This window comes from Marinifilum fragile JCM 15579, assembly GCF_001310955.1.
Classification (GTDB): Bacteria; Bacteroidota; Bacteroidia; order Bacteroidales; family Marinifilaceae; genus Marinifilum; species Marinifilum fragile.
This window is the reverse complement of sequence record NZ_BAZX01000001.1, coordinates 310,683-332,267: the sequence shown is the minus strand read 5'-3', so window position 1 is coordinate 332,267 and position 21,585 is coordinate 310,683. Positions and strand designations below refer to the sequence as shown.

The 21,585-nt window shown below is 35.6% G+C and carries 15 protein-coding genes; 9 read left to right on the top strand and 6 right to left on the bottom strand.

Annotated elements, in window-relative coordinates; all coding sequences use genetic code 11:
- Nucleotides 1-26: 26 nt before the first annotated feature.
- Nucleotides 27-1,802 (bottom strand): chloride channel protein, encoded by a 1,776-nt coding sequence (locus JCM15579_RS01475; RefSeq protein ID WP_054714693.1) that lies wholly within the window; start codon nucleotides 1,800-1,802, stop codon nucleotides 27-29.
- 343 nt (nucleotides 1,803-2,145) lie between these two features.
- On the opposite strand from JCM15579_RS01475, the gene JCM15579_RS01470 reads away from it, so the two are divergent.
- From JCM15579_RS01470 to JCM15579_RS01445, 6 genes are all read left to right on the top strand, one after another.
- The gene (locus JCM15579_RS01470; RefSeq protein WP_054714690.1) at nucleotides 2,146-3,093 is read left to right on the top strand and encodes an NAD(P)H-dependent flavin oxidoreductase; all 948 of its coding nucleotides are present in this window, start codon (nucleotides 2,146-2,148) and stop codon (nucleotides 3,091-3,093) included.
- Nucleotides 3,094-4,332 carry a M16 family metallopeptidase gene (locus tag JCM15579_RS01465; RefSeq protein WP_054714687.1) on the top strand — a complete coding sequence of 413 codons (1,239 nt, stop codon included), beginning with the start codon at nucleotides 3,094-3,096 and terminating at the stop codon, nucleotides 4,330-4,332.
- Between the two features lie 2 nt (nucleotides 4,333-4,334).
- Nucleotides 4,335-5,639, top strand: coding sequence for a M16 family metallopeptidase (locus JCM15579_RS01460; RefSeq protein WP_054714684.1), 1,305 nt, complete (start codon nucleotides 4,335-4,337; stop codon nucleotides 5,637-5,639).
- 195 nt (nucleotides 5,640-5,834) lie between these two features.
- Nucleotides 5,835-8,093, top strand: coding sequence for a RelA/SpoT family protein (locus JCM15579_RS01455; protein WP_054714681.1), 2,259 nt, complete (start codon nucleotides 5,835-5,837; stop codon nucleotides 8,091-8,093).
- Between the two features lie 101 nt (nucleotides 8,094-8,194).
- Complete coding sequence (locus JCM15579_RS01450; RefSeq protein WP_054714678.1) at nucleotides 8,195-8,653, top strand: Fur family transcriptional regulator; 459 nt, start codon at nucleotides 8,195-8,197, stop codon at nucleotides 8,651-8,653.
- A 247-nt stretch (nucleotides 8,654-8,900) separates the two neighbouring features.
- The gene (locus JCM15579_RS01445) at nucleotides 8,901-10,172 is read left to right on the top strand and encodes an adenylosuccinate synthase (protein ID WP_054714676.1); all 1,272 of its coding nucleotides are present in this window, start codon (nucleotides 8,901-8,903) and stop codon (nucleotides 10,170-10,172) included.
- Between the two features lie 121 nt (nucleotides 10,173-10,293).
- Here JCM15579_RS01445 and JCM15579_RS01440 read toward each other — a convergent pair whose 3' ends face one another.
- The 4 genes from JCM15579_RS01440 to JCM15579_RS01425 form a co-directional block, all read right to left on the bottom strand.
- Nucleotides 10,294-10,923: a hypothetical protein gene (locus tag JCM15579_RS01440; protein ID WP_054714673.1), complete on the bottom strand. Its 630-nt coding sequence runs from the start codon at nucleotides 10,921-10,923 to the stop codon at nucleotides 10,294-10,296.
- Between the two features lie 207 nt (nucleotides 10,924-11,130).
- Entirely contained in the window at nucleotides 11,131-12,549 is a 1,419-nt protein-coding gene (locus JCM15579_RS01435; RefSeq protein ID WP_054714670.1) for an MFS transporter, read from the bottom strand.
- 860 nt (nucleotides 12,550-13,409) lie between these two features.
- On the bottom strand, nucleotides 13,410-14,849 hold the full coding sequence (locus JCM15579_RS01430; RefSeq protein ID WP_054714667.1) for an MFS transporter: 1,440 nt from the start codon (nucleotides 14,847-14,849) through the stop codon (nucleotides 13,410-13,412).
- Nucleotides 14,850-15,111: 262 nt separating this feature from the next.
- Nucleotides 15,112-16,491, bottom strand: coding sequence for an MFS transporter (locus JCM15579_RS01425; protein ID WP_054714938.1), 1,380 nt, complete (start codon nucleotides 16,489-16,491; stop codon nucleotides 15,112-15,114).
- Between the two features lie 275 nt (nucleotides 16,492-16,766).
- Between JCM15579_RS01425 and JCM15579_RS01420 the strand changes: the two genes are divergently transcribed.
- The 3 genes from JCM15579_RS01420 (at nucleotide 16,767) to JCM15579_RS01410 (ending at nucleotide 19,889) form a co-directional block, all read left to right on the top strand.
- Nucleotides 16,767-18,185, top strand: a complete 1,419-nt coding sequence (locus JCM15579_RS01420) for a nicotinate phosphoribosyltransferase (RefSeq protein ID WP_054714665.1) — start codon at nucleotides 16,767-16,769, stop codon at nucleotides 18,183-18,185.
- Nucleotides 18,186-18,279: 94 nt separating this feature from the next.
- Nucleotides 18,280-19,341, top strand: a complete 1,062-nt coding sequence (locus JCM15579_RS01415) for an alanine racemase (protein ID WP_054714661.1) — start codon at nucleotides 18,280-18,282, stop codon at nucleotides 19,339-19,341.
- A gap of 167 nt (nucleotides 19,342-19,508) precedes the next feature.
- Nucleotides 19,509-19,889, top strand: a complete 381-nt coding sequence (locus JCM15579_RS01410; RefSeq protein WP_157471258.1) for a DUF2062 domain-containing protein — start codon at nucleotides 19,509-19,511, stop codon at nucleotides 19,887-19,889.
- A 165-nt stretch (nucleotides 19,890-20,054) separates the two neighbouring features.
- Here JCM15579_RS01410 and JCM15579_RS01405 read toward each other — a convergent pair whose 3' ends face one another.
- Nucleotides 20,055-21,530, bottom strand: coding sequence for an aminoacyl-histidine dipeptidase (locus tag JCM15579_RS01405; RefSeq protein WP_054714654.1), 1,476 nt, complete (start codon nucleotides 21,528-21,530; stop codon nucleotides 20,055-20,057).
- Between the last annotated feature and the right edge of the window lie 55 nt (nucleotides 21,531-21,585).

Below are 21,585 nucleotides of genomic sequence, written 5' to 3'. Positions count from 1 at the left end.
AAATTGATATTTAAATTAAGTGTACATTAATCCTCTGAGAAATGTTTCAACATCCTACGATAAGTTGAAAAAATTTGAGCACGTGAAACACATCCACAATACTTTCCATCTTTTAACACAACCAAATTAAACTTATCGGAATATTGATATTTTCTGGCAACATCAGCCATCGATTCATCGTGCTGAATTACTACTTGCGGCACCACCATTAAATCACGAACAAAAACACTATCATATTTTTCTGGCTGGAACATGATTTCACGAATATCATCCAGTTTTACAATTCCCTGAAAATTGTTTTCATCATCAATTACGATAAAAATATTACGCTGAGCTTTTGCAATAATTTTAACCAAATCTCCAAGTGTTGCTTCCGAATCAACGGTGTTAAAATTCTTCTCAATCAACTTGGTAACACGCATAAGCGAAAGAACATTCTTATCCTTATCATGAGTCATTAATTCTTTTCGTTTTGCAAGCTGAATGGTATAAACCGAATGAGACTCAAAAGTTTTAACGGTTGCATAGGAAATAGTAGCCGTAATCATTAAGGGAACAAACAGTTGATAACCTCCCGAAATATCTGCAATCAAGAATAGACCTGTTAATGGAGCATGCAAAACACCAGCGATCATTCCTGCCATTCCTATCAAGGCAAAGTTATTTACTGGCAAATCTCTTAAACCAAAATAACCCACAACTTTTGCGAACAGAACTCCGGAATTTACACCCATAAACAAAGTTGGAGCAAAAATACCTCCCACTCCGCCAGCTCCAAAGGTGATTGATGCGGCAATTACTTTAAAGAATATGACCATTGCCATTAAAGCAACAAACACCCAGAAATTATCCTGCAAAGCATAAAAAAATGAGTTGTTGTAGAGATATGAATAATCACCGGAAAGACATGCATTTATTGCGTGATACCCTTCCCCATACAGTGAGGGCAAGAAGAAAATAATTACCCCTAATGCCAATGCACCAAAAATCAATTTCTTGTATGTATTTTCTATCTTATCAAAAATTGAATTGATAAACATGTACGACTTGGTGAAATAGGTAGCTATCAATCCTGTAAAAATACCAAGTGCAATGTAATATGGTAAATCTGTCATAACGAAACCTTCCTCTACATCGAAAGGATATAAAACATCCATACCCAAGAAGAAATAAGAAGTTACAACAGCTGATGCTGACGAAAGTAAAAGCGGAACCAAAGACCACATGGTTAGGTCAAGCATAATTACTTCCATTGCAAATACAATTGCAGCAATTGGAGCTTTAAAAATAGCGGCCATTGCACCAGTACAGGCACACCCCAATAACAGAGTAATTTGTTTGTAGTTAAGATGAAACAATCTCCCAATATTCGATCCCAAAGCTGCACCTGTCGCAACAGTTGGCCCCTCCAATCCAACCGATCCACCAAATCCCACCGTAAACGCGGATGTAACAATGGAGGAAAACATATTGTGGCGATTGATTTGTCCATTGGTCTTGGAAATGCTGTATAGAACATTTGGTATTCCATGTCGAACGGGACGTCGAATCACAAACTTGATAAATAATACAGCAACTGTAATACCAATGGTAGGATAAATTACATAGAGGATGTTCTGATACTGATCTGATGAATTGTTTTGTAGCAGCTCACTGATAAAGTGTACCGAGTTTTTAATAATTACTGCACCGATACCCGATGTTATGCCGATAAGCACCGCCATAAAAGAGATAAATTGACGATCGCTCACATGCTTTAAGCGCCAAACTAAAAAACGTCTTAATAATGATTTTTTCTTCACTCGATAAACTTATAAAACCAAGCAAAACCACTTGATTGATAATGATTAATCCTCTATTAATGCTTTCCAGCATAAAAAAAGTAATATTGATTGGAAGAAACAAGAACCTTTGCACAAATCGAGCTAATATTTAATGAGAATGCAATATTCTATAATTAATCTAAAGAATAAGAGAATAAAAAGCTTCATTACCAATACTTGTATGCTTAAAATCATACTTCAACATCTTATTCTTATCAAGAATTTTTCTAAATTTGCAATCAAACAAATCATCTAATAAGGCACAAGAAAAATACAATGCTCTTGTGTCTTTTTTGCTTGTATACTAATAGAATAAAATATAATGACAAATAGAATTACATCTCTTTTTGGAATAGAAATTCCTCTTGTGCAAGGAGGAATGGTGTGGTGTTCAGGTTGGAAATTGGCTTCTGCAGTAAGTAATGCAGGTGGTCTTGGTTTAATTGGAGCAGGATCGATGCACCCGGAAACTTTCAAAGAACACATTCAAAAAGCAAAAGCTGCCACTTCTAAGCCATTTGGTGTTAATGTTCCATTGCTTTATCCTGAAATGGATAAAATCATGAACATTATCATTGAAGAAGATGTGAAAATTGTATTCACCTCGGCCGGAAGTCCTAAGAAATGGACACCTTTTTTAAAAGAGCATGGAATTACAGTTGTTCATGTCGTATCAAGCGCATTCTTCGCTAAAAAATGTGAAGATGCTGGAGTTGATGCTATTGTTGCTGAAGGATTTGAAGCTGGCGGGCACAATGGCAGAGAGGAAACAACAACAATGGCACTAATCCCTTCGGTTAGAAAAGCTACGACTCTTCCTGTGATTGCGGCTGGTGGAATTGGATCAGGACAAAGCATGTTGGCCGCAATGGTTCTTGGCGCCGATGGAGTACAAATGGGAACTCGTTTTGCAGTATCCGAAGAATCTTCAGCACATATTGATTTTAAAAAATCAGTAATTGAACTGGGCGAAGGCGGAACAAAATTGGCCTTGAAAAAGCTGGCTCCAACCCGCTTGGTTAAAAATCAATTCTTTGAGCAAGTAAATGATGCTGAATGCAGAGGTGCATCGCAGGAAGAAATGAGAGAGCTTTTAGGAAAAGGACGTGCTAAGAAAGGCATGTTTGAAGGAAACCTGGAAGAAGGAGAACTGGAGATTGGACAAGTTTCGGCCTTGATTTCCAAAATCCAATCAGTAGAAGAAATTGTGAGTGAGATAAAATCCGAATACAAGGAAGCATTAACTGGCTTAGCCAAATTCAATATCTAAATGATAGAATTCGATAAATTTACACTTGAAAATGGATTAAGAGTCATTGTTCATCGGGATGAAACAACTCCGATGGCTGCTGTTAACCTATTATACAATATTGGTTCAAAAGATGAAGATCCTGAACGCACAGGTTTTGCTCATTTATTTGAGCATTTAATGTTTGGTGGATCTGTAAACATTCCCAATTACGATGAGCCTTTGCAATTGGTTGGCGGAGACAACAACGCATGGACAAGCAACGATGTAACCAACTATTACCTTACAGTTCCAAAAGACAATCTGGAAACTGCGTTTTGGTTGGAATCTGACAGAATGTTGAGTTTGGCTTTTAGTGAGAAAAGTCTGGAAGTTCAACGAAATGTTGTAATTGAGGAGTTCAAACAAAGATATTTTAACCAACCTTACGGTGATGTTTGGTTGCATTTAAGACCGCTAGCATATAAAAAGCATCCATATCAATGGTCAACAATTGGAAAATCAATTGAGCAGATTGAAACCGTACAACTGGATGAAGTCAAAGCATTTTTCTTTAAGCACTATGCGCCAAACAATGCAATACTTGTGGTGTCTGGTAATGTAGAAACGGAGAATGTAAAACACTTGGCAGAAAAATGGTTCGGACCAATTGAACGTCGGGAAATTGCTGAGCGAAATCTCCCTGAAGAACCTGAACAAACTGAATTAAGAACTTTACATTTAGAACGCAATGTTCCATTCGATGCTATTTATATGGCTTTCCACATGGGCAAAAGAACCGATGATGAGTTCTACTCTACCGATTTGGTTTCAGATGTTTTATCAAATGGTCAATCATCACGAATTTTCCAGAAACTGATAAAAGAAAGAAACTTGTTCTCTTCTATTGATGCATATCTTACTGGTGATTTTGAACCTGGACTATTTCTGGTAACTGGCAAATTAAGCGAAGGAGTTTCTTTTGAAGAAGCTGAAGCTGCTATTTGGGAAGAATTAAATAAGATTGCCACAGAAAAGGTTACTGATTACGAATTGCAAAAGGTTAAAAACAAGATTGAATCGAGCCTGGTATTTTCCGAAATCAGCTACTTAAACAAAGCTATGAATCTTGCGACACACGAACTACTTGGCGATGCGAATGATATCAACACCGAGGTAGAGAAATATCGTAAAGTAAGCATTGATGATATACTAAACACATCAGCAAAACTTTTTAGAAAAGAGAATTGTTCGACTTTATATTATCACGCAAAAAAATAGGAATGGAAAAATTATATAGAAATACTGCTCCTGAGTTTAAAACTGTTGATAGTATAGAAATTCTTGGAGATAAAAGATATACCCTGAGCAATGATATTCCGGTTCATGTAATTAACGGAGGAAGTCAGGATGTATTAAAAATAGAATTCATTTTTGATGCTGGAATATGGTATCAAAACTCACCTCTTGTTGCAAGCATGGCCAACAGTATGCTTAACGAGGGAACCAGCAAGTACAATGCTGCTGAAATTGCAGAAAAGTTCGACTTTTATGGAGCATACATTGGTTTTTCTGCGGCCAAACACGATGCAAGTGTTTGTTTGTACACCTTGAATAAATACCTATCTCAAACCCTTGAAATAACCGAAAACCTTATTAAAGATTCCATTTTCCCACAAAAGGAATTTGAAACTATTCTTTTGAATAAGAAACAGAGATTTCAAATTGAACATCAAAAAACAAATGTGCTTGCAAAAGATGAGTTCAGTAGCCTAATCTATGGAAAACAACATCCTTACTCGAATATTTTTGATGAATCAGAGTTCGATAAATTAGATATCAATACGGTTAAAGAATTCTATAAAACGCATTACATTCCTGATAACTGTAAAATTATCATTGCAGGAAAAGTAGATCAATCTGTTATCAACAAATTGGAAGAGCTATTTGGAAAGAAAGCTTGGTCTAAAAAAGATAATTTGATTCATGCAAAACACGAGATCCAATTATCAAAGGAAAATAAAAGCTTTGTATGTAAGGATGATGCCGTGCAGGCTTGCATTCGTATTGGTCGACCTATTTTCAATAAAACGCATAAAGATTATACCACACTACATCTTTTCAATTTAATTCTTGGAGGATATTTTGGTTCACGCTTGATGCAAAACATCCGTGAAGACAAAGGATATACTTATGGAATTAATTCCATAATCATCTCTCATTTAAAAGGAGGACACTTTGTAATTGTAACCGAAGTTGGAAGTGATGTTTGCAAAGCAGCAATTGATGAAATCTATAAAGAAATTAAAAGATTAAGAGAGGAATTGGTATCAGATGAAGAATTGAATTTGGTTAAAAATTACATTTCTGGTGAAATGCTTCGTAATCTTGATAGTCCGTTTGCTCTTTCAGAAAGTTTGAAAGGAAACCTACCTTTTGGATTAGATAACTCTTACTATCAGGACTTTATAAGAGAATTAAAAACGGTTGACGCTGCAAAAATTAAGACCATTGCAAACAATTATTTTCAAGAAGAAGATCTTAAATTAGTTGTTTGTGGTCCAGAAGATTGCAGAAATTCAATCTAAAAAATTATGGTTTTTAACAAACAGATTAAATCATAGGATAAATTATAAGCAATTTGGCTTAAAAGACATTTTAATGAAGGTTTACGCAGAAAATAGCACAATTTTAAGCCTACCAAAGCATTAAAAAATAATTAGATTTCGCTACATTTAAAGATTACAACTAAAATTAACAAAGAAGAGAACTCAAGTTTATTTATGAACGTTGAAACCGAAAAAGATAAACAATTAGTGCTTGATGCTTATGAAGCTCTTTTGAAAGACTGTAAAAGAAGTCGTACAGAAGAGAGCCGTAAGATGATTGAAAAAGCTTTCCATTTTGCATGGAAAGCTCACAGAGGTGTGCGAAGAAAATCAGGAGAACCATATATATTACATCCAATAGAAGTTGCTCATATTGCTGCCAAAGAAATGGGACTTGGCACAAAATCCATTGTTGCAGCTTTACTTCACGATGTGGTTGAAGATACAGATTATACCGTTGAAGACATTGAAAATCTGTTTGGCGAAAAAGTTTCTCAAATCGTTGATGGCTTAACCAAAATCAAAGGTGTTTTTGATCAGAATACATCAATGCAAGCGGAAAATTTCAGAAAAATGCTTCTCACCTTATCAGATGACTTACGTGTAATTCTGATAAAAATGGCAGATCGCCTGCATAACATGCGAACGTTAAATTCCATGCCATTGCGCAAACAAATGAAGATTGCCGGTGAAACTCTTTTTCTTTTTGCTCCTTTAGCTCATCGGATGGGATTATATACAATAAAAACTGAACTTGAGAATTTAAGTTTAAAGTATGAGCATCCTGATGATTACAACTTAATTCATGAGAAAATAAAAGAACAGGAAGTCAAACAAGCAAAACTTATTGAGCAAATTATTGCACCAGTTGAAGTAAAGCTAAAAGACAATAGCATCCGATGTTCCATAAAAAATCGTCCACGTTCCATCTACTCCATTTGGACCAAAATGCAAACACAAAATGTTAGTGTAGAGGAAATTTATGACATGGTTTCGGTTCGTGTTGTTTTTAAACCTGAAGAAGGCATTCCTGAAAAAAATCAGTGTTGGAATATTTACTCTCTGATTACTGATATCTATAAGCCAAAACCTGAACGCATTCGCGACTGGGTTAGCACACCAAAAGCAAATGGTTACGAAGCCTTGCATGTTACCGCAATGGGACCTCAAGGCAAGTGGGTTGAATTCCAAATTAGAACTGAGCGAATGGACGATATTGCGGAAAAAGGATTTGCTGTTCATTCTAAATACAATACTGAAGGTTCATCCGATTCGGAACTTGATAAATGGCTAAACGATGTGAGAGAAATTCTCGATAATCCCGAAGCCGATGCAATGGCATTTTTAGATGAGTTTAAACTAAATCTGTTTTCACATGAAATTCAGGTTTTCACACCTAAAGGTCATATTAAAACTCTGCCTAAGAATGCTACCACCCTTGATTTTGCATACGAAATCCATACCGATATTGGCAACAAGTGTATTGGTGCTAAAGTAAATCACCGATTGGTTCCTCTTAGCCATGTGTTAAAAAGTGGTGACCAGGTGGAAATTCTTACCTCTGAAAAACAATCACCCAAACACGAGTGGACTGAGTTTGTTGTTACAGCAAAAGCCAAATCAAAAATAAAGGCAGCCTTTAAAAAAGAGAGGAAAGAATATACGAGTAAGGGAGCAAGAATGTTAGAAGATCATCTTTTGGAGGTTGGCCTTCAGTTAAATGCGAAAGCTCTTCGTAAAATGCTTGAGCACTATAAGCTATCTGGTAAAGAAGAATTATTCTATAAAGTTGGTATGGGTAAAATCGATATCAACGACATAGAAGGTGTTGTTCGCAGAAAATCGCGCAGTAAATTCATTAAATATTGGAGACTTAACTTTTTTGGAAACAACACAAAAGAGGAGCTTGAAGAAGAAGAACCAGTAGAAGAAACTGTTAAGGATGAGAAGCCGACCATTGACAAGAAAAAGACTTTTATGCTTAGTGAAATGGCTGCCAATGAGTCTTACAAAATTGCCACTTGCTGTAAGCCTATTCCTGGTGATGAAGTACTTGGTTATTTAGATATGGCCAATAATGTAACCATTCATAAGCGCAAATGTCCGAATGCTTTAAAACTCATGTCAAGTCAGGGAGATCGTATTTTAGCCGCCGATTGGACCAGTCACAGATTAATGTCTTTCCTTGCTGTTATCGAGCTTTCGGGTATTGATAAGATTGGTATTGTAAACGAAGTAACCAACATTATTTCCAAAGATCATGATGTGAATATGAGATCGCTTCACTTCGAAAGTCACGATGGAGTTTTCGAAGGGTTGATTCACCTTTACGTACACAATACCGAAGACCTTAACAATCTTATCGTGAAACTCATTAAGATCAAAGGCCTTGATAATGTGAAACGTATCGAAAATATTGAAGAATATTCCTAGTGAAAATTTATTCTAAATAACATTCTATTTCTAAAAAAAATTACTATTTTAGACCCATTATTTTAAATTAGATTAGATAACACCTAGGTTATTTTTAAGATATGAGCAACGAGGACACCAAAGAAATTGTTAAGAAGATGTTTACCGAATATCTTCAGAAAAAGGGACACCGAAAAACCCCTGAAAGATATGCTATTTTAGATGAGATCTACTCACGAGAAGGCCATTTCGACATTGAATCGCTTTATATTTTTATGAAAAATAAAAATTATCGCGTTAGTAGAGCAACTCTTTATAATACCATAGATTTGCTTCTAGATTGCAAGCTGGTAATCAAGCACCAATTTGGTAAAAATATTGCTCAATTCGAAAAGGCTTACGATAGCAATAAACACGATCACTTAATTTGTACTCGATGTGGAAAAGTATTAGAATTCTGTGATACAAGACTTGATGATGTTAGAAGAAATGTATCTGATGATATGGACTTCAAGGTTTCACACCATTCTTTATACATTTATGGAACTTGTCAGGAATGTAGAAAACTAGAAAACAACTAGATTTATCAACAATCATATTTCTCTAAAAACCTCTTAAAACAAGAGGTTTTTTTGTATCTGTACATTTTATCAACAAGTTAAATTTTCTTCAAAGCCATTTCAAAATAATTACTACCTTTGACTGTTAAAACTTGTAACCATCCTTCAAGATTTAACAACAAATCCGAACCGTTTTATAAATCCGAAAAAAATAAGAATTCGGTCCGGTAAATTAGATTATAAGATTTAAATCAAATTATTAGACAAAATGAAAGTTGATGTGCTTTTAGGCCTCCAATGGGGAGATGAAGGTAAAGGAAAAGTTGTGGATGTACTAACCCCAAAGTACGATCTTATCACCCGTTTTCAGGGTGGACCAAATGCAGGACATACCTTAGAATTTAACGAGATAAAACACGTTTTACATACTATCCCATCTGGAATTTTCCGTGATGATAAAATCAATGTAATTGGGAATGGTGTTGTTATTGATCCTGTAATCTTTAAAAAGGAGATTGAAGGAATTAAAAAATTGGGTATTGATTTGTCTAAATCTTTATTCATTTCTAAGAAAGCACATCTAATATTGCCATCTCACAGAATTCTTGATGCTGCTTCGGAAGCTGCCAAAGGAAAATCGAAAATCGGTTCTACTCTTAAAGGTATTGGTCCAACTTATATGGACAAAACTGGTAGAAATGGGTTAAGAGTTGGTGACATTAACAGTAACTTTAAAGAAAAATACGAACTTCTGGTTGCTAAGCACCGTCAGATGCTTGACAAATTCTATGAGTTCGACTATGATATTTCAGAGTACGAAGCAGAATGGTTCGAAGGAATTAAAGTTCTTAGCGAATTCCAACACATCGATAGCGAACAATTCCTAAACGACGCATTAAAAGAAAACAAATCAATTCTTGCGGAAGGTGCTCAAGGTACTTTATTGGATATTGACTTTGGTTCATACCCATTCGTAACATCTTCGAATACTGTATGTGCTGGTGCTTGTACTGGTTTAGGTGTTGCTCCTAACAGAATTGGTAATGTTATCGGTATTTTTAAAGCTTATTGTACTCGTGTTGGTATGGGACCATTCCCTACTGAATTGTTCGACGAGGACGGACAAAAATTAAGAGACAATGGTAACGAATACGGATCTACAACAGGTCGTCCAAGACGTTGTGGCTGGTTAGATTTGGTTTCTTTAAAGTATTCTATCATGATTAATGGAGTTACAGAATTAACCATGATGAAATCAGATGTAATGGATGATTTTGAAACCGTTAAAATTTGTACTTCATACAAAGTAAACGGCAAAGAAGTAGAGCACGTTCCTTACGAAATGACTGAAGATATTGAGCCAGTTTATACTGAATTTAAAGGATGGCAAACTGATATGACTTCAATGACTCACGAAAATGAATTCCCAGAAGAATTTAATGCGTACATTGATTTCATTGAGAAAGAAACAGGAGTTCCTGTAAAAGTTGTTTCGGTAGGTCCTAACCGAGCACAAACAATCGACAGAATGATTGACTAAGATCAATATATATTGCATAAAAATCCCGCCAAAAAGCGGGATTTTTTTATACTACACGAACAACCTGAAATTGTCCGACAAATCGATTCAATATTAATTCCCGGGGGATTTGAATTTCGGTCTATCTATTTACCAAATAATTCGTTCGCTTTTTAAACTGCTCATTAGTTAGGTTTACACTAAAGCTTCCATTGCTGATGTCCTTGTATTCACTTGTCTTCACAAATTTCAACTTACCAGTGCCTTTTAGAAAAATTCGTCCCTCAAAACTTCCGTATAACACATTGTTTTCAAATCCAGTTAGTGTGAGTTTAATCTTGTCTTTCTTTACATTGCCCTGATATTCACAAACTCCAGTCTTATTACAAAAATATCTTTCCCTTTGTACCTCTTGTTCATTATACCAGGATACATAACCCGATTCATCAAATTCACCACGAACTACATGAGGAAACTTAATATTATTCAAGTCAATCCCTTGTACTCCAATACTAATTTCTTCAGCAATATCCAGACAATCACTGTTTGCAATTAATCCTGTCAGGTAGATTGTTTTATTCTCACGGTTCCAAACACCTTCGCAATTCTTCATTTCTACACAGCAATTGTCATTTCCTATAAACTCCATGCTAATTTGATTATCGTATTTATTGTTTATCAATTTGGAATTTATTCTTGATGTATTCGATACTGTAGAACAGGAAACAAATGAGAACAATGTTATAGCAGCATAAATTAGTCGTACTTTCATAAGGTAGATTTTTATTTTACAGATGCATCTTTAACAAAAAGGTTGCGAGCAATTCTAAGCTTTGTCTACTAATAAAACGAAGATGTAGAATATTACCCTACTCAAAATTCATTGTTCCTTATTATATTTTATTCAATAGACTAAATTTCAGACACAAAAAAAAGCTGTCAAATCATTGACAGCTTCGTTTTCTATATTGAAATATCTCTATTTACTATTCGAGGGCAACTCTAAACCGTATCCTGAGACCTTATCTTCTCGCTTCAACAAAAGAGCAAAGACAAATCCAACAATTCCCAGACAAGAAAACATGATCATCGCATAAGTATAATCTAAACTTCCTGTCCCTATAGGATTTGTTCCATCTAAAATCATTCCTGCTAAAATTGGAAAAGCCCAAAGACCTAAGTTCTGCACTGAGAACATGAAACCATATGCTGATCCAATTCTCTTTTCATCAATCATTTTAGCAACAGAAGGCCACATTGCTGCTGGCACTAACGAGAATGCTAAGCCCAAAACCACCATCATAACATATGGAGTAACTGTGGTAAAAGCAAAAGTGAGATGTACAATTGTTAATATTAATGAACCATATATCATCAAGGATGCTGCCTTCCCATACTTATCTACAAAGAATCCAAAGATAGGAGTAAACAACATGGTTCCTAGTGGCATCATAGCTGCAATATCACCACTTTGGATTTCAGTTAAACCAAATTTATTTTTAAAGAAATCTGCTGAAAATGCAAAAAATGGAAACACTGCTGAATAAAAGGTCAAACACAAAAGTGTAACAAAAATAAACGATCGATTTGTAATCAATTTTCCAAGATCTGAAAACTTAAATGGATCTGATTTAGATTCAAGTGTACTTTTCTCAACTTGCTTGTCCAACTTCAGGTCGAACATCATATAAATCAAAAATACAAGAAGTGCCGTAGTTACAAAGAAAGCTGCAAACCATGTTGCCACTGTCCATCCAGCTTCAGAATTAATCAATCTAGGTGAAAGCATTAATGCCAACATAGAACCTGTTCTAGCCAAACCTAGTTTTACACCAAATGCCAAAGCAAGCTCTTTTCCTTTGAACCATTTTACAATGATTTTACTAATTACAACAATACTGGTTTCCGCTCCTAAACCAAACAAGAATCGCCCCAATAACATCATTTTTAGCTCTGGTGAATATCCAGGCATAAAAGATGACATAAAAGCGTAACCTAAACCTTCATTGCGGTACATATCACTGGCTCCATAGGCAGTTATCAAGGCTCCCAATGCCATAAATGCAATAAACATGAAACCAGTTCTGCGAATGCCCAGTTTATCAAGAATTACTCCACCAAGAACCGCCATTAGTAAAAATACATTGGGTACTGAATATACTGAAACAAACAGTCCAAAATCAGTACTATCAAAACCAAGCTCCCTGGTTAAGGTTGATTTTAATGGTGATAAAGCATCGTAGAAATAATAATTTGCTGCTAAAACAAATCCGACTGTAAGTAACATTGCCCATCGAACTAATGCAGATTCTCTTAGGGATACACTAATGGTATTTTTAAACTCATTCCAGGATTGACGGTAAGTGTCTAACAAAAATGTGATTAATTTAGTATTCATTTAGGATAAGTATTTTTTAAACAATTGGTTCCGAAAATACAAAAGCTTTTTCATATGGCATAATAATTAGTCTACCTTAAGGCAAGGTATTAAAATACCTTAGCCTCGGGTATTATTAGACCGAAGTGTTCATCCATAGTCCAGATCCATAAAAGCAGCATGAATTAAGAACAATGTTACCTCAAACCGAAAACATTTCTCTTTTCTACCTTTACTCTTGTCCTTTTTTTCTGCTAACTGAACTTTTACATGTAAAACTTTCTCTCCTGATCATCGGACAAAGGCTTGCTATCCTCTAAATTGCCATCGTGGTTAAGAATTTTCCCCTAGGGAGGGGCAACATTGGGGTTTATACCCTCGACTTTTCTATCGGTGACCTCAAATTTTGGGGTACAGATAGCAAATTGCTATCTTTTTTTGAGACATTCGATATTTTTGAGGGCAATTTAGGTCTCTTGATGGGAAAGTTTGCCCCTTAAGATAGAAACAATGGGTTCGAAGAAAGAAAATTTGCCCTAAGCTATAGGGGAATTGCTATAAGTATACACCAAGTTTTCTATGTTTTTGTCCTCGGTCGAGCTTCGGGATAGAAAGTTTGAGGCTTGAAAGGGGAAAATTGCTATCCTGCACCCCAAATTTGGGGTACTGGATAGCAATTTGCTCTGGTACTCCCAATAAAGATGCTGCTCATCCATCTTTGCTTATTGGGGTTGTTCTTTGTCGCTGTCAGCAGCTTAGCAGGATAACAGATCAGGAAAACCTGACAACACCTTTGAATCTGTTAGCCTTGGATTTTATCGGTAAAAAAACCGCCTTAAACATAGCGTTCAAGACGGTTTTAAAACAATATCTTAATTCAATTATTTTTGAATATTTGGCAATTCAAGACCGTATCCTTGCTTCTTGTCTTCCGCTTTCAATAGGAAACCAAAAATGGTAGCAAGAATCGTTAATCCTACAAAAATTAACCAAGTTGAAGAATAATCGAACATTGGAATCTCTCCGATTTCTCTTAATCCCTGAACCTTAGCAGAAATTTCGTTAGCAGGTACTCCTTCTGCTCTGAAGTTTGCAATTGCAGTTTCAATTTTCTCGTTTACACCAGGATTAGTCTTATCCAAAACAACACCTAAAAGAATTGGCACCAACATTAGACCAATGTTCTGTACATAGAAAATCAAAGCATAAGCAGATCCCAATTGTTTCTCTGGGATAATCTTTGGAACCGATGGCCACATTGCCGAAGGAACCAAAGAGAAAGCAATTCCTAAAAGGATTACGGCAGCAATAGCAACCCAAGTTGCAGTAAGTGCAGGTAAATAGAAAATGGTATGAACAATTACAAGCAGCACAGCTCCTAAAATCATAATAGAAGCACCTTTACCTAATTTATCGTAAACAAAACCAAAAAGAGGTGTTAACAGGATTGTACCAAATGGCAAAATAGATGGAATATCACCTGCTGTTGAAGGATCAATACCAAACTTGTTTACCATCAAACCTGATGAAAATTTATAGAATGGGAATACTGCTGAATAGAATAACAAACAAAGGATAGCAATGTACCAAAAACCTTTGCTCTTAATAATTAATCCAAGATCAGCAATTTTAAATGGTTCCTCTTCTTCAGCCTCATCCTCTATTTGCTTATCCAATTTCACATCCATTACACAGTAAACAATGAAAAGAATTAATCCAATACAAAGTGCCAAAGTACCAACCAAAACAGCTGTAGGAATACTAAAAGCATCTGCTAAACGTGGTGATCCAAACAAGGCAAGAAATGATCCTAAACGAGCCAATGCCATTTCTGTACCCATAGCCAATGCCATCTCTTTTCCTTTGAACCATTTTACAATGATTCTTGATACAGTGATACCAGCACCTTCGGCACCAACACAGAATACAGCAAAACCCGCAGCTGAAACAAAAACTCTAGCATCAATTCCAATAATTGTAGCGCCCATTTCAAAGTTATGAGCAAAAGCATAATACTTTATAGTAGCACCAATAATCATTACCAAACCAGATCCTACTGCGGTAAATTTAATACCCATTTTATCCAGTACAATACCTGCAAATATCAACATGAATGCAAATACATTCAGATATCCCTGAGCACCTGTAACCAATCCCCAGTCGGTACCACTCCATCCGTAAGTACTTTGAATTAGTGTTTGAAGAGGAGAAAGCACCTCCATAAAGGTATACGCAATAAGCATGGTTACCGAAACGAGAATTAACACAAACCAACGGGCACCTGCGTTTTCTCTCAACGTCTTTTTAATAGCGTCTGTCATTATTAAAATTTTAGGGTTAAACTTTTATTAATCATTTTAGTAGCCCACTAAATTAAGATTAATGACTTAAAAAACAAATGACTGAATTCATGATAGAACATGAGGCACAAAAAAAGTCGCCTATGAGGCGACTTTCATAATATGTTTGATTGGTACCAAAAGATTTTTAAATACCCAGTAATTGCACAGCATTTGTTACTAGATTGTAATTCTCCATCAGCACTATTCCAATTTTTAATATTTAATCAGAAATGGTATCAAATTATTTCTGAATATTTGGGAGATCCAAACCATATCCTTTCTTGGTGTCGATTGAACGTAGGAAGAAAGCAACAATAAGAGCTGCAATACCACATCCTACCATTAAGGTCATCGAATCGGTATAGTTAAGAGCTTCGCCTTCAATTAATCCTTTGTTCGACTGATCCAATACATATCCTAATAACATAGGGAACAACATCAAACCAACATTCTGAATCATGAAGATCATTGCATAAGCAGAACCTAAACGAGATTCAGGAATAATTTTTGGTACTGATGGCCACATTGCAGCAGGAACGAATGAAAATGCAAATCCCAAAACAACCATTGCAACAAATGCAAAAGCAGTGTTTCCTGGTAGGTAAGCAAAAATTACGTGAGAGAAAATCAATAACAATGATCCTAACATCATGATACTTGCTGATTTTCCTTTTTTATCCATATATGCACCAAACACTGGAGTCAACACCATGGTTCCAATTGGTAGAAGTCCAACAATCATTCCCGAAAGTTCTTCAGCAAAACCATATTTCTGCACCATCAAATCGGGAGCAAACTTGGTAAATGGGAAAACTGCCGAATAGAATAATACACAAAGTAGTGCAATCAAGATAAATCCAGGATTCTTGAACAACAAGAATACATCCGATATTTTAAATTCATCTTCCGAAGATTCAACTGAATCATCAGCAGCAACCTCAACATCTAATTTCTTGTCCATCATGTTATGAACAAAAAATGCCAACAAACCGATAATTAAAAGAATTACTCCAAATGCCAATGGACGTGTAATGATTTTATCAGCACCCGTCATCCATGGTGAAGCAGAGAATGCAATTAACATACCTCCACGAGCACAAGCCATTTCTAATCCCATTGCCAATGCCATTTCTTTTCCCTTAAACCATTTTACAATGATACGAGAAACAGTAATACCAGCAATTTCAACTCCTACTCCAAACAATGAATATCCAATCATAGCCATCTTAAGTGAAGGTGGGTAATCTGTCAAAAATGAATCTAAAAATGCATATCCAATACCTCCATTATTGAACGTATCAGTCATTGCATAATAATTAAAGAATGCTCCAACAATCATAACTCCAACAAAGAAGGTTCCTGTAAAGCGAATACCAGCTTTATCAAGAATAATACCTCCGAAAATTAACATCAAACAGAATACATTTAATGCTGAATAAGATCCTGCAAATGTACCATAAGCTGAATTAGACCAACCCATTTGATCTCTCAACATTCCTTGTAAAGGTGACATGATGTCTGTAAAGAAATATCCGGTAAGCATCAAAAAAGATACTGTAATTAAAACAAACCATCTGGCCGATTTAGAATCTCTAATAGATTCTTTTAATTGCGCAGTCATTACCATTTTTATAAGTTTTTGTTGTTTAATTTTTTAAAAGGTTGCTAATTTAGGATTAATACAGATAGTAACAAATTACCTCAAAACATTTTTAACTTATCTATATTGATTCCACATTTCAGGTTTGTAAGGCAGATAATCCCTATATTTGATGTGATTTTTATTTAATTAAATCTGATGAAACGAGCTAGATTAAAATAATTATTAAACATACAAGACAATGATTATTTTAATCTTGCGGCTTACATCCGACAACAAAATGAAATTATAAACGGATGAACACTTTAACAGGAAATGCTGGCTTATATACTGATTATTATGAGCTAACCATGGCACAAGGTTATTACTTAAGTGGTAAAGAACAAGAACAAACAGTTTTTGATTACTACTATCGAACGAATCCATATAAAGGCGGATACCTTGTTTTTGCCGGCCTTCACGATCTTTTAAAAATATTACAAAACTTCAAGTATGATGATAAAAACATTGAGTTCTTAAGAAAGTCTGGTTTACGAGAAGAGTTTTTAAACTATCTGAAGGATTTTAAGTTTAATGCCAGCATTTATAGTGTGCGCGAAGGTGAAATTGTATTTCCCAATGAACCAATCGTTCGTGTAGAAGGAAATATTATTGAAGCTCAGCTAATTGAAACGCTTCTACTTAACTATTTGAACTTTCAATCGCTAATAGCAACCAAAGCGTGTCGAATAAGAAATGTAATTGGAGAGAAAGCTTTCGCTGATTTTGGTTTGAGAAGAGCTCAAGGTTTGGGAGGCATTCATGCTTCACGCGCTGCAGTAATAGGAGGTGCAGATAGCACATCCAATGTCTACAGCGGGTTCAATTACGATATTCCCGTAAGTGGAACTCAAGCTCATGCATGGGTACAAAGTTTTGAGGATGAATTGGAAGCCTTTAGAAAATATGCAGAAATAAATCCAACAAGTACTGTTCTTCTTGTAGACACTTACAATACATTAAAATCAGGCATTCCGAATGCAATCATTGTAGCAAAGGAATTAGAAGAAAATGGAAATAAACTAATCGGCATTCGATTAGACAGCGGTGATTTGGCCTATTTGAGTAAAAAAGCCAGAAAAATGCTTGACGATGAAGGTTTGGACTATGTTCAAATTTTTGCTTCAAATCAGTTAAATGAATACGTGATTAAAAGTTTGAACGAACAAGGAGCAAGAATCGATGGTTATGGCATTGGAACCGAATTGGTAACAGGAAAGGATACAGGCGCTTTGGATGGAGTGTACAAATTGGTTGAAAACAATGGAATTCCTCGTTTGAAAATATCAGAGAACATTGAAAAGATAACAATGCCTGGAAGAAAGAAATTGATACGATATTTCGATCAGGATGGGAAGTTTTTCAGAGATGGAATTTTGCTTGCTCATGAAGAAGAAGCAAACAAAATTTACCATCCATTTCATAAAGACAAAAATACTGAAGTTACCAACTTTAGAGCCGAAGAGTTGACTCAAAAGGTAATGGAAAAGGGTGAAATTTTAATTGAAAATAAAACACCAGGAGAAATCAATGCATACCTAAAGCAGAGATTTAATCAATTGCCAGACGAGCACAAACGCTTTATCAGTCCGCATATCTACAAGGTTGGAATATCTGAAAACTTGCTCGATTTGAGAGACGGTATGCTTAAAAATATCAGAGCAAAAATTAAATAGATTTTAAACCTGTATTACTTTCACTAGACAAAGACCTGATGAATAAATTAGACTCAAAAATAATTCGCCCAACCTTATTGTTAGACAAGCAAAAATGCATGACCAACATCGAAGCAATGATTGCCAGGCACAAAGAGCCAATGCACGATTGCGTCCGCACTTTAAAACTCATCAATCTGCTGAAGTAGGAAATTGGTTCAAAGAAAAAGGTGTTGAAAGTATTGCCGTTTCGTCAATGGATATGGCAGCATATTTTGCCGATCATGGTTGGAAAGATATTACTGTGGCCATTCCTGTTAATGTTCGTGAAATTGATTTAATTAACGAATTGGCTTCAAAAATTCAATTGAATCTGGTCGTTGAATCGAGAGAAGCCATTCTCTTTTTGGAATCGGAATTGAAACATCCTGTAGGTATTTTTATCAAGATAGATACAGGCTATCACCGAAGTGGAATTCCTGCTGAAGCAATTGGATCTATCCAAATTCTCACTGATTTGATGAAGGAAACTGAAAAGTTGAATTGTAGAGGTTTCCTGGCTCATACAGGGCATAATTACAAGGCTAGCGATCAAAATGAAATTCATAAGAATCACAGTAAAACATTACTTGATTTAAATGAATTAAAGGATGTATTCCGAAAAGATATCCCAAATATCGAAATTTCCTTGGGCGATACTCCTGCATGTAGCATAAGTGAGGAATTCTACGGTGTTGATGAGCTTCGACCAGGTAACTTTGTTTTTTATGATATCATGCAATATGTTTTAGGTTCGTGCGAAGAAAACGAAATTGCAGTTGCCATGGCCTGTCCGATTATAGCCAGAAATATTGATCGAAATGAGTTGGTGATTCATGGCGGTGGCGTTCACTTCTCTAAAGAATTTATTGAGGCCGACGACGAAGGAACAAAGTTGTTTGGTAGCTTGGTTCGAATAACTGAAAATGGTTGGAGTGAAATTCTGGGAGGAGGTTTTTTGGCAGAATTATCACAAGAGCATGGAATTATTCGTTGCAGCGATGATTTGTTTGATCAATTCACAATCGGCGATCTTATTGGAATATTACCCGTTCACTCATGCATGACAGTCAATTTAATGAAAGATTTTCTGACAACTGAAGGGAATTGGATTACAACAATGAATAGCAAACAGTGAACCATTATAAGCTAGCAGTAAGCTGTTAAGAATAATCATTATTGAATACTTAACAATCTAATAAGGCTAGAGAAAAATCAAAGAATATCATTTGTATTAAATCGATATTGATTCACCAAACATTTTAATTTCCGATTTGTTTCTTGGAAAAGAGAAATTGGGTAGATATGAATTATCAAACATACATCGAAAAATTTAGACCTTCGAGAATTAAAAAAGCAATTGTTGCAGAAATAACGGCATCCAACAATTCCAATTCAGTAATTGCTCTTTCCTTAGCATTGGGAGCATTTATTGCTTTTTCTCCAACCTGGGGATTCCAAACTGCATTGGCATTATCGCTGGCGGTATTGCTGCGCCTTAACAAAGTTCTGGTTTTGGTAACGGTTAATATTAGTAGCATTCCACCAATAATTCCTTTAATTCTTATTGCTGGTTATCAAACCGGAGCTTTTGTACTAACAGGACATTTTCAAACAGAAGTTCCCGATTTAATGAATTTAAAAACACTGGGTGAAAACTACTTGCAATTTGCTCTTGCTCCTTAATTGTCGCCAGTTGTGTTGGAAGTCTTTTTTATTTGGTGATATTCCTTCTTTTGAAGAGATTTAGATAGAGATGTAGCAATGCTACATCTGTACAGAAAACAAAATACATGTAGACAGAAAAAGGACGTACAATGTACGTCCTTTACTATATCTGATTGCTTTTAATTATGCCTCAACAGCTTCTTTTACCGGAACGTTCTTCAAAGTTTCAATTAAGAAATCATAGAATTTAGCCACAGTATCAATCTTCACTTTCTCATCTGGAGAGTGAGGGAAGCGAATAGTTGGTCCAAATGAAATCATATCCCATTTTGGATAAACAGCTCCTAACAAACCACACTCTAGACCAGCGTGAATTGCTTTAATTTCAGGAATCTTACCATACTTATCGTTATAAACTGTTTGCATGGTTTTCAAGATTGGAGATTCCATATTTGGTTTCCATCCTGGATATTCACCTTCCAATTTCACTTTTCCACCTACCATTTCGAAAGTAGAAGAAACCATTTGAGCTAAATCTTCTTTAGCTGAATTAACAGATGAACGAATCAAAGCTTGAATAATAATTACACCATTCTCACTGTATACACGTGCAAGATTCAAAGAAGTTTCAACCAATCCAGGCATATCGTCGCTCATGCGGATTACACCATTAGGACAAGCATAAATAGCGTTAATTAAATTCTTCTGTGATTTTTTCTTGAATACTTTTTTAGGTACATCAGTTGCTTCAGCAAAGAATGCCAAATCTGGTTCAACAGCTGACAATTCTGCTTTGTAAGTAGCTTCGAATTCAGCAATTGCAGCTAAGAATTTCTCATTATATTTTTCAGGTACAGCAACTACTGCGAAAGACTCACGTGGAATTGCATTACGAAGCGAACCACCATCAACAGAAGCCAATTTTAGCTTAAAGTTTTTAGTAGCATATTTCAAGAAGCGGAACAATAACTTGTTAGAGTTACCACGACCAAGAATAATTTCCATTCCTGAGTGACCACCTTTCAAACCTTTCATGTAAAGCTTATAAGCAACATGTCCTTTTTCCAACTTTTCTTCTTTGTACTTCATGGTAACATTTGCATCAATACCACCAGCACAACCTACATAAAGTTCACCTTCATCTTCTGAATCCATGTTTAAAAGGATATCTCCATCTAAAACATCATTCTGAAGACCAAAAGCACCTGTCATACCTGTTTCTTCATCAGCAGTAAACAAAGCCTCAACTGGACCATGCTCAATATCTTTAGCTTGTAGAATAGCCATTGCAGCTGCAACACCCATACCGTTATCAGCACCTAAAGTAGTACCTTCAGCTGTTACCCACTCACCATCAATGATTGCAGTAATCGGATCTTTTTCAAAATCATGAACTGTATCAGCATTTTTCTGTGGAACCATGTCCAAGTGACCTTGCAATACAACACCTTGACGATCTTCGTAACCTGGAGTAGCTGGTTTCTTGATAATGATATTACCAACTTCATCCTTAATGGTTTCAAGACCTAAGTCCTGACCAAATTTCATCATAAAATCCTGAATCGCATCTTCGTGCTTCGATGGACGTGGAATCTGAGTTAGAGAATAAAAATTTTCCCAGATTGCTTTAGGCTCGAGGCTTAAAATTTCTTTGCTCATTATATATTTCCTCCGTTAAATTTTGTGTTTATTATTTAAGAGCACTAAAGGTAAT

Bases quoted from the DNA above. Each gene is read 5' to 3' on its own strand.
- JCM15579_RS01450 (WP_054714678.1), top strand. From the start codon at position 8,195: ATGAGCAACGAGGACACCAAAGAAATTGTTAAGAAGATGTTTACCGAA.
- JCM15579_RS01440 (WP_054714673.1), bottom strand. From the start codon at position 10,923: ATGAAAGTACGACTAATTTATGCTGCTATAACATTGTTCTCATTTGTT.
- JCM15579_RS01460 (WP_054714684.1), top strand. From the start codon at position 4,335: ATGGAAAAATTATATAGAAATACTGCTCCTGAGTTTAAAACTGTTGAT.
- JCM15579_RS01415 (WP_054714661.1), top strand. From the start codon at position 18,280: ATGCATGACCAACATCGAAGCAATGATTGCCAGGCACAAAGAGCCAAT.
- JCM15579_RS01435 (WP_054714670.1), bottom strand. From the start codon at position 12,549: ATGAATACTAAATTAATCACATTTTTGTTAGACACTTACCGTCAATCC.
- JCM15579_RS01445 (WP_054714676.1), top strand. From the start codon at position 8,901: ATGAAAGTTGATGTGCTTTTAGGCCTCCAATGGGGAGATGAAGGTAAA.
- JCM15579_RS01470 (WP_054714690.1), top strand. From the start codon at position 2,146: ATGACAAATAGAATTACATCTCTTTTTGGAATAGAAATTCCTCTTGTG.
- JCM15579_RS01425 (WP_054714938.1), bottom strand. From the start codon at position 16,491: ATGACTGCGCAATTAAAAGAATCTATTAGAGATTCTAAATCGGCCAGA.
- JCM15579_RS01465 (WP_054714687.1), top strand. From the start codon at position 3,094: ATGATAGAATTCGATAAATTTACACTTGAAAATGGATTAAGAGTCATT.
- JCM15579_RS01410 (WP_157471258.1), top strand. From the start codon at position 19,509: ATGAATTATCAAACATACATCGAAAAATTTAGACCTTCGAGAATTAAA.
- JCM15579_RS01430 (WP_054714667.1), bottom strand. From the start codon at position 14,849: ATGACAGACGCTATTAAAAAGACGTTGAGAGAAAACGCAGGTGCCCGT.
- JCM15579_RS01455 (WP_054714681.1), top strand. From the start codon at position 5,835: ATGAACGTTGAAACCGAAAAAGATAAACAATTAGTGCTTGATGCTTAT.
- JCM15579_RS01420 (WP_054714665.1), top strand. From the start codon at position 16,767: ATGAACACTTTAACAGGAAATGCTGGCTTATATACTGATTATTATGAG.
- JCM15579_RS01405 (WP_054714654.1), bottom strand. From the start codon at position 21,530: ATGAGCAAAGAAATTTTAAGCCTCGAGCCTAAAGCAATCTGGGAAAAT.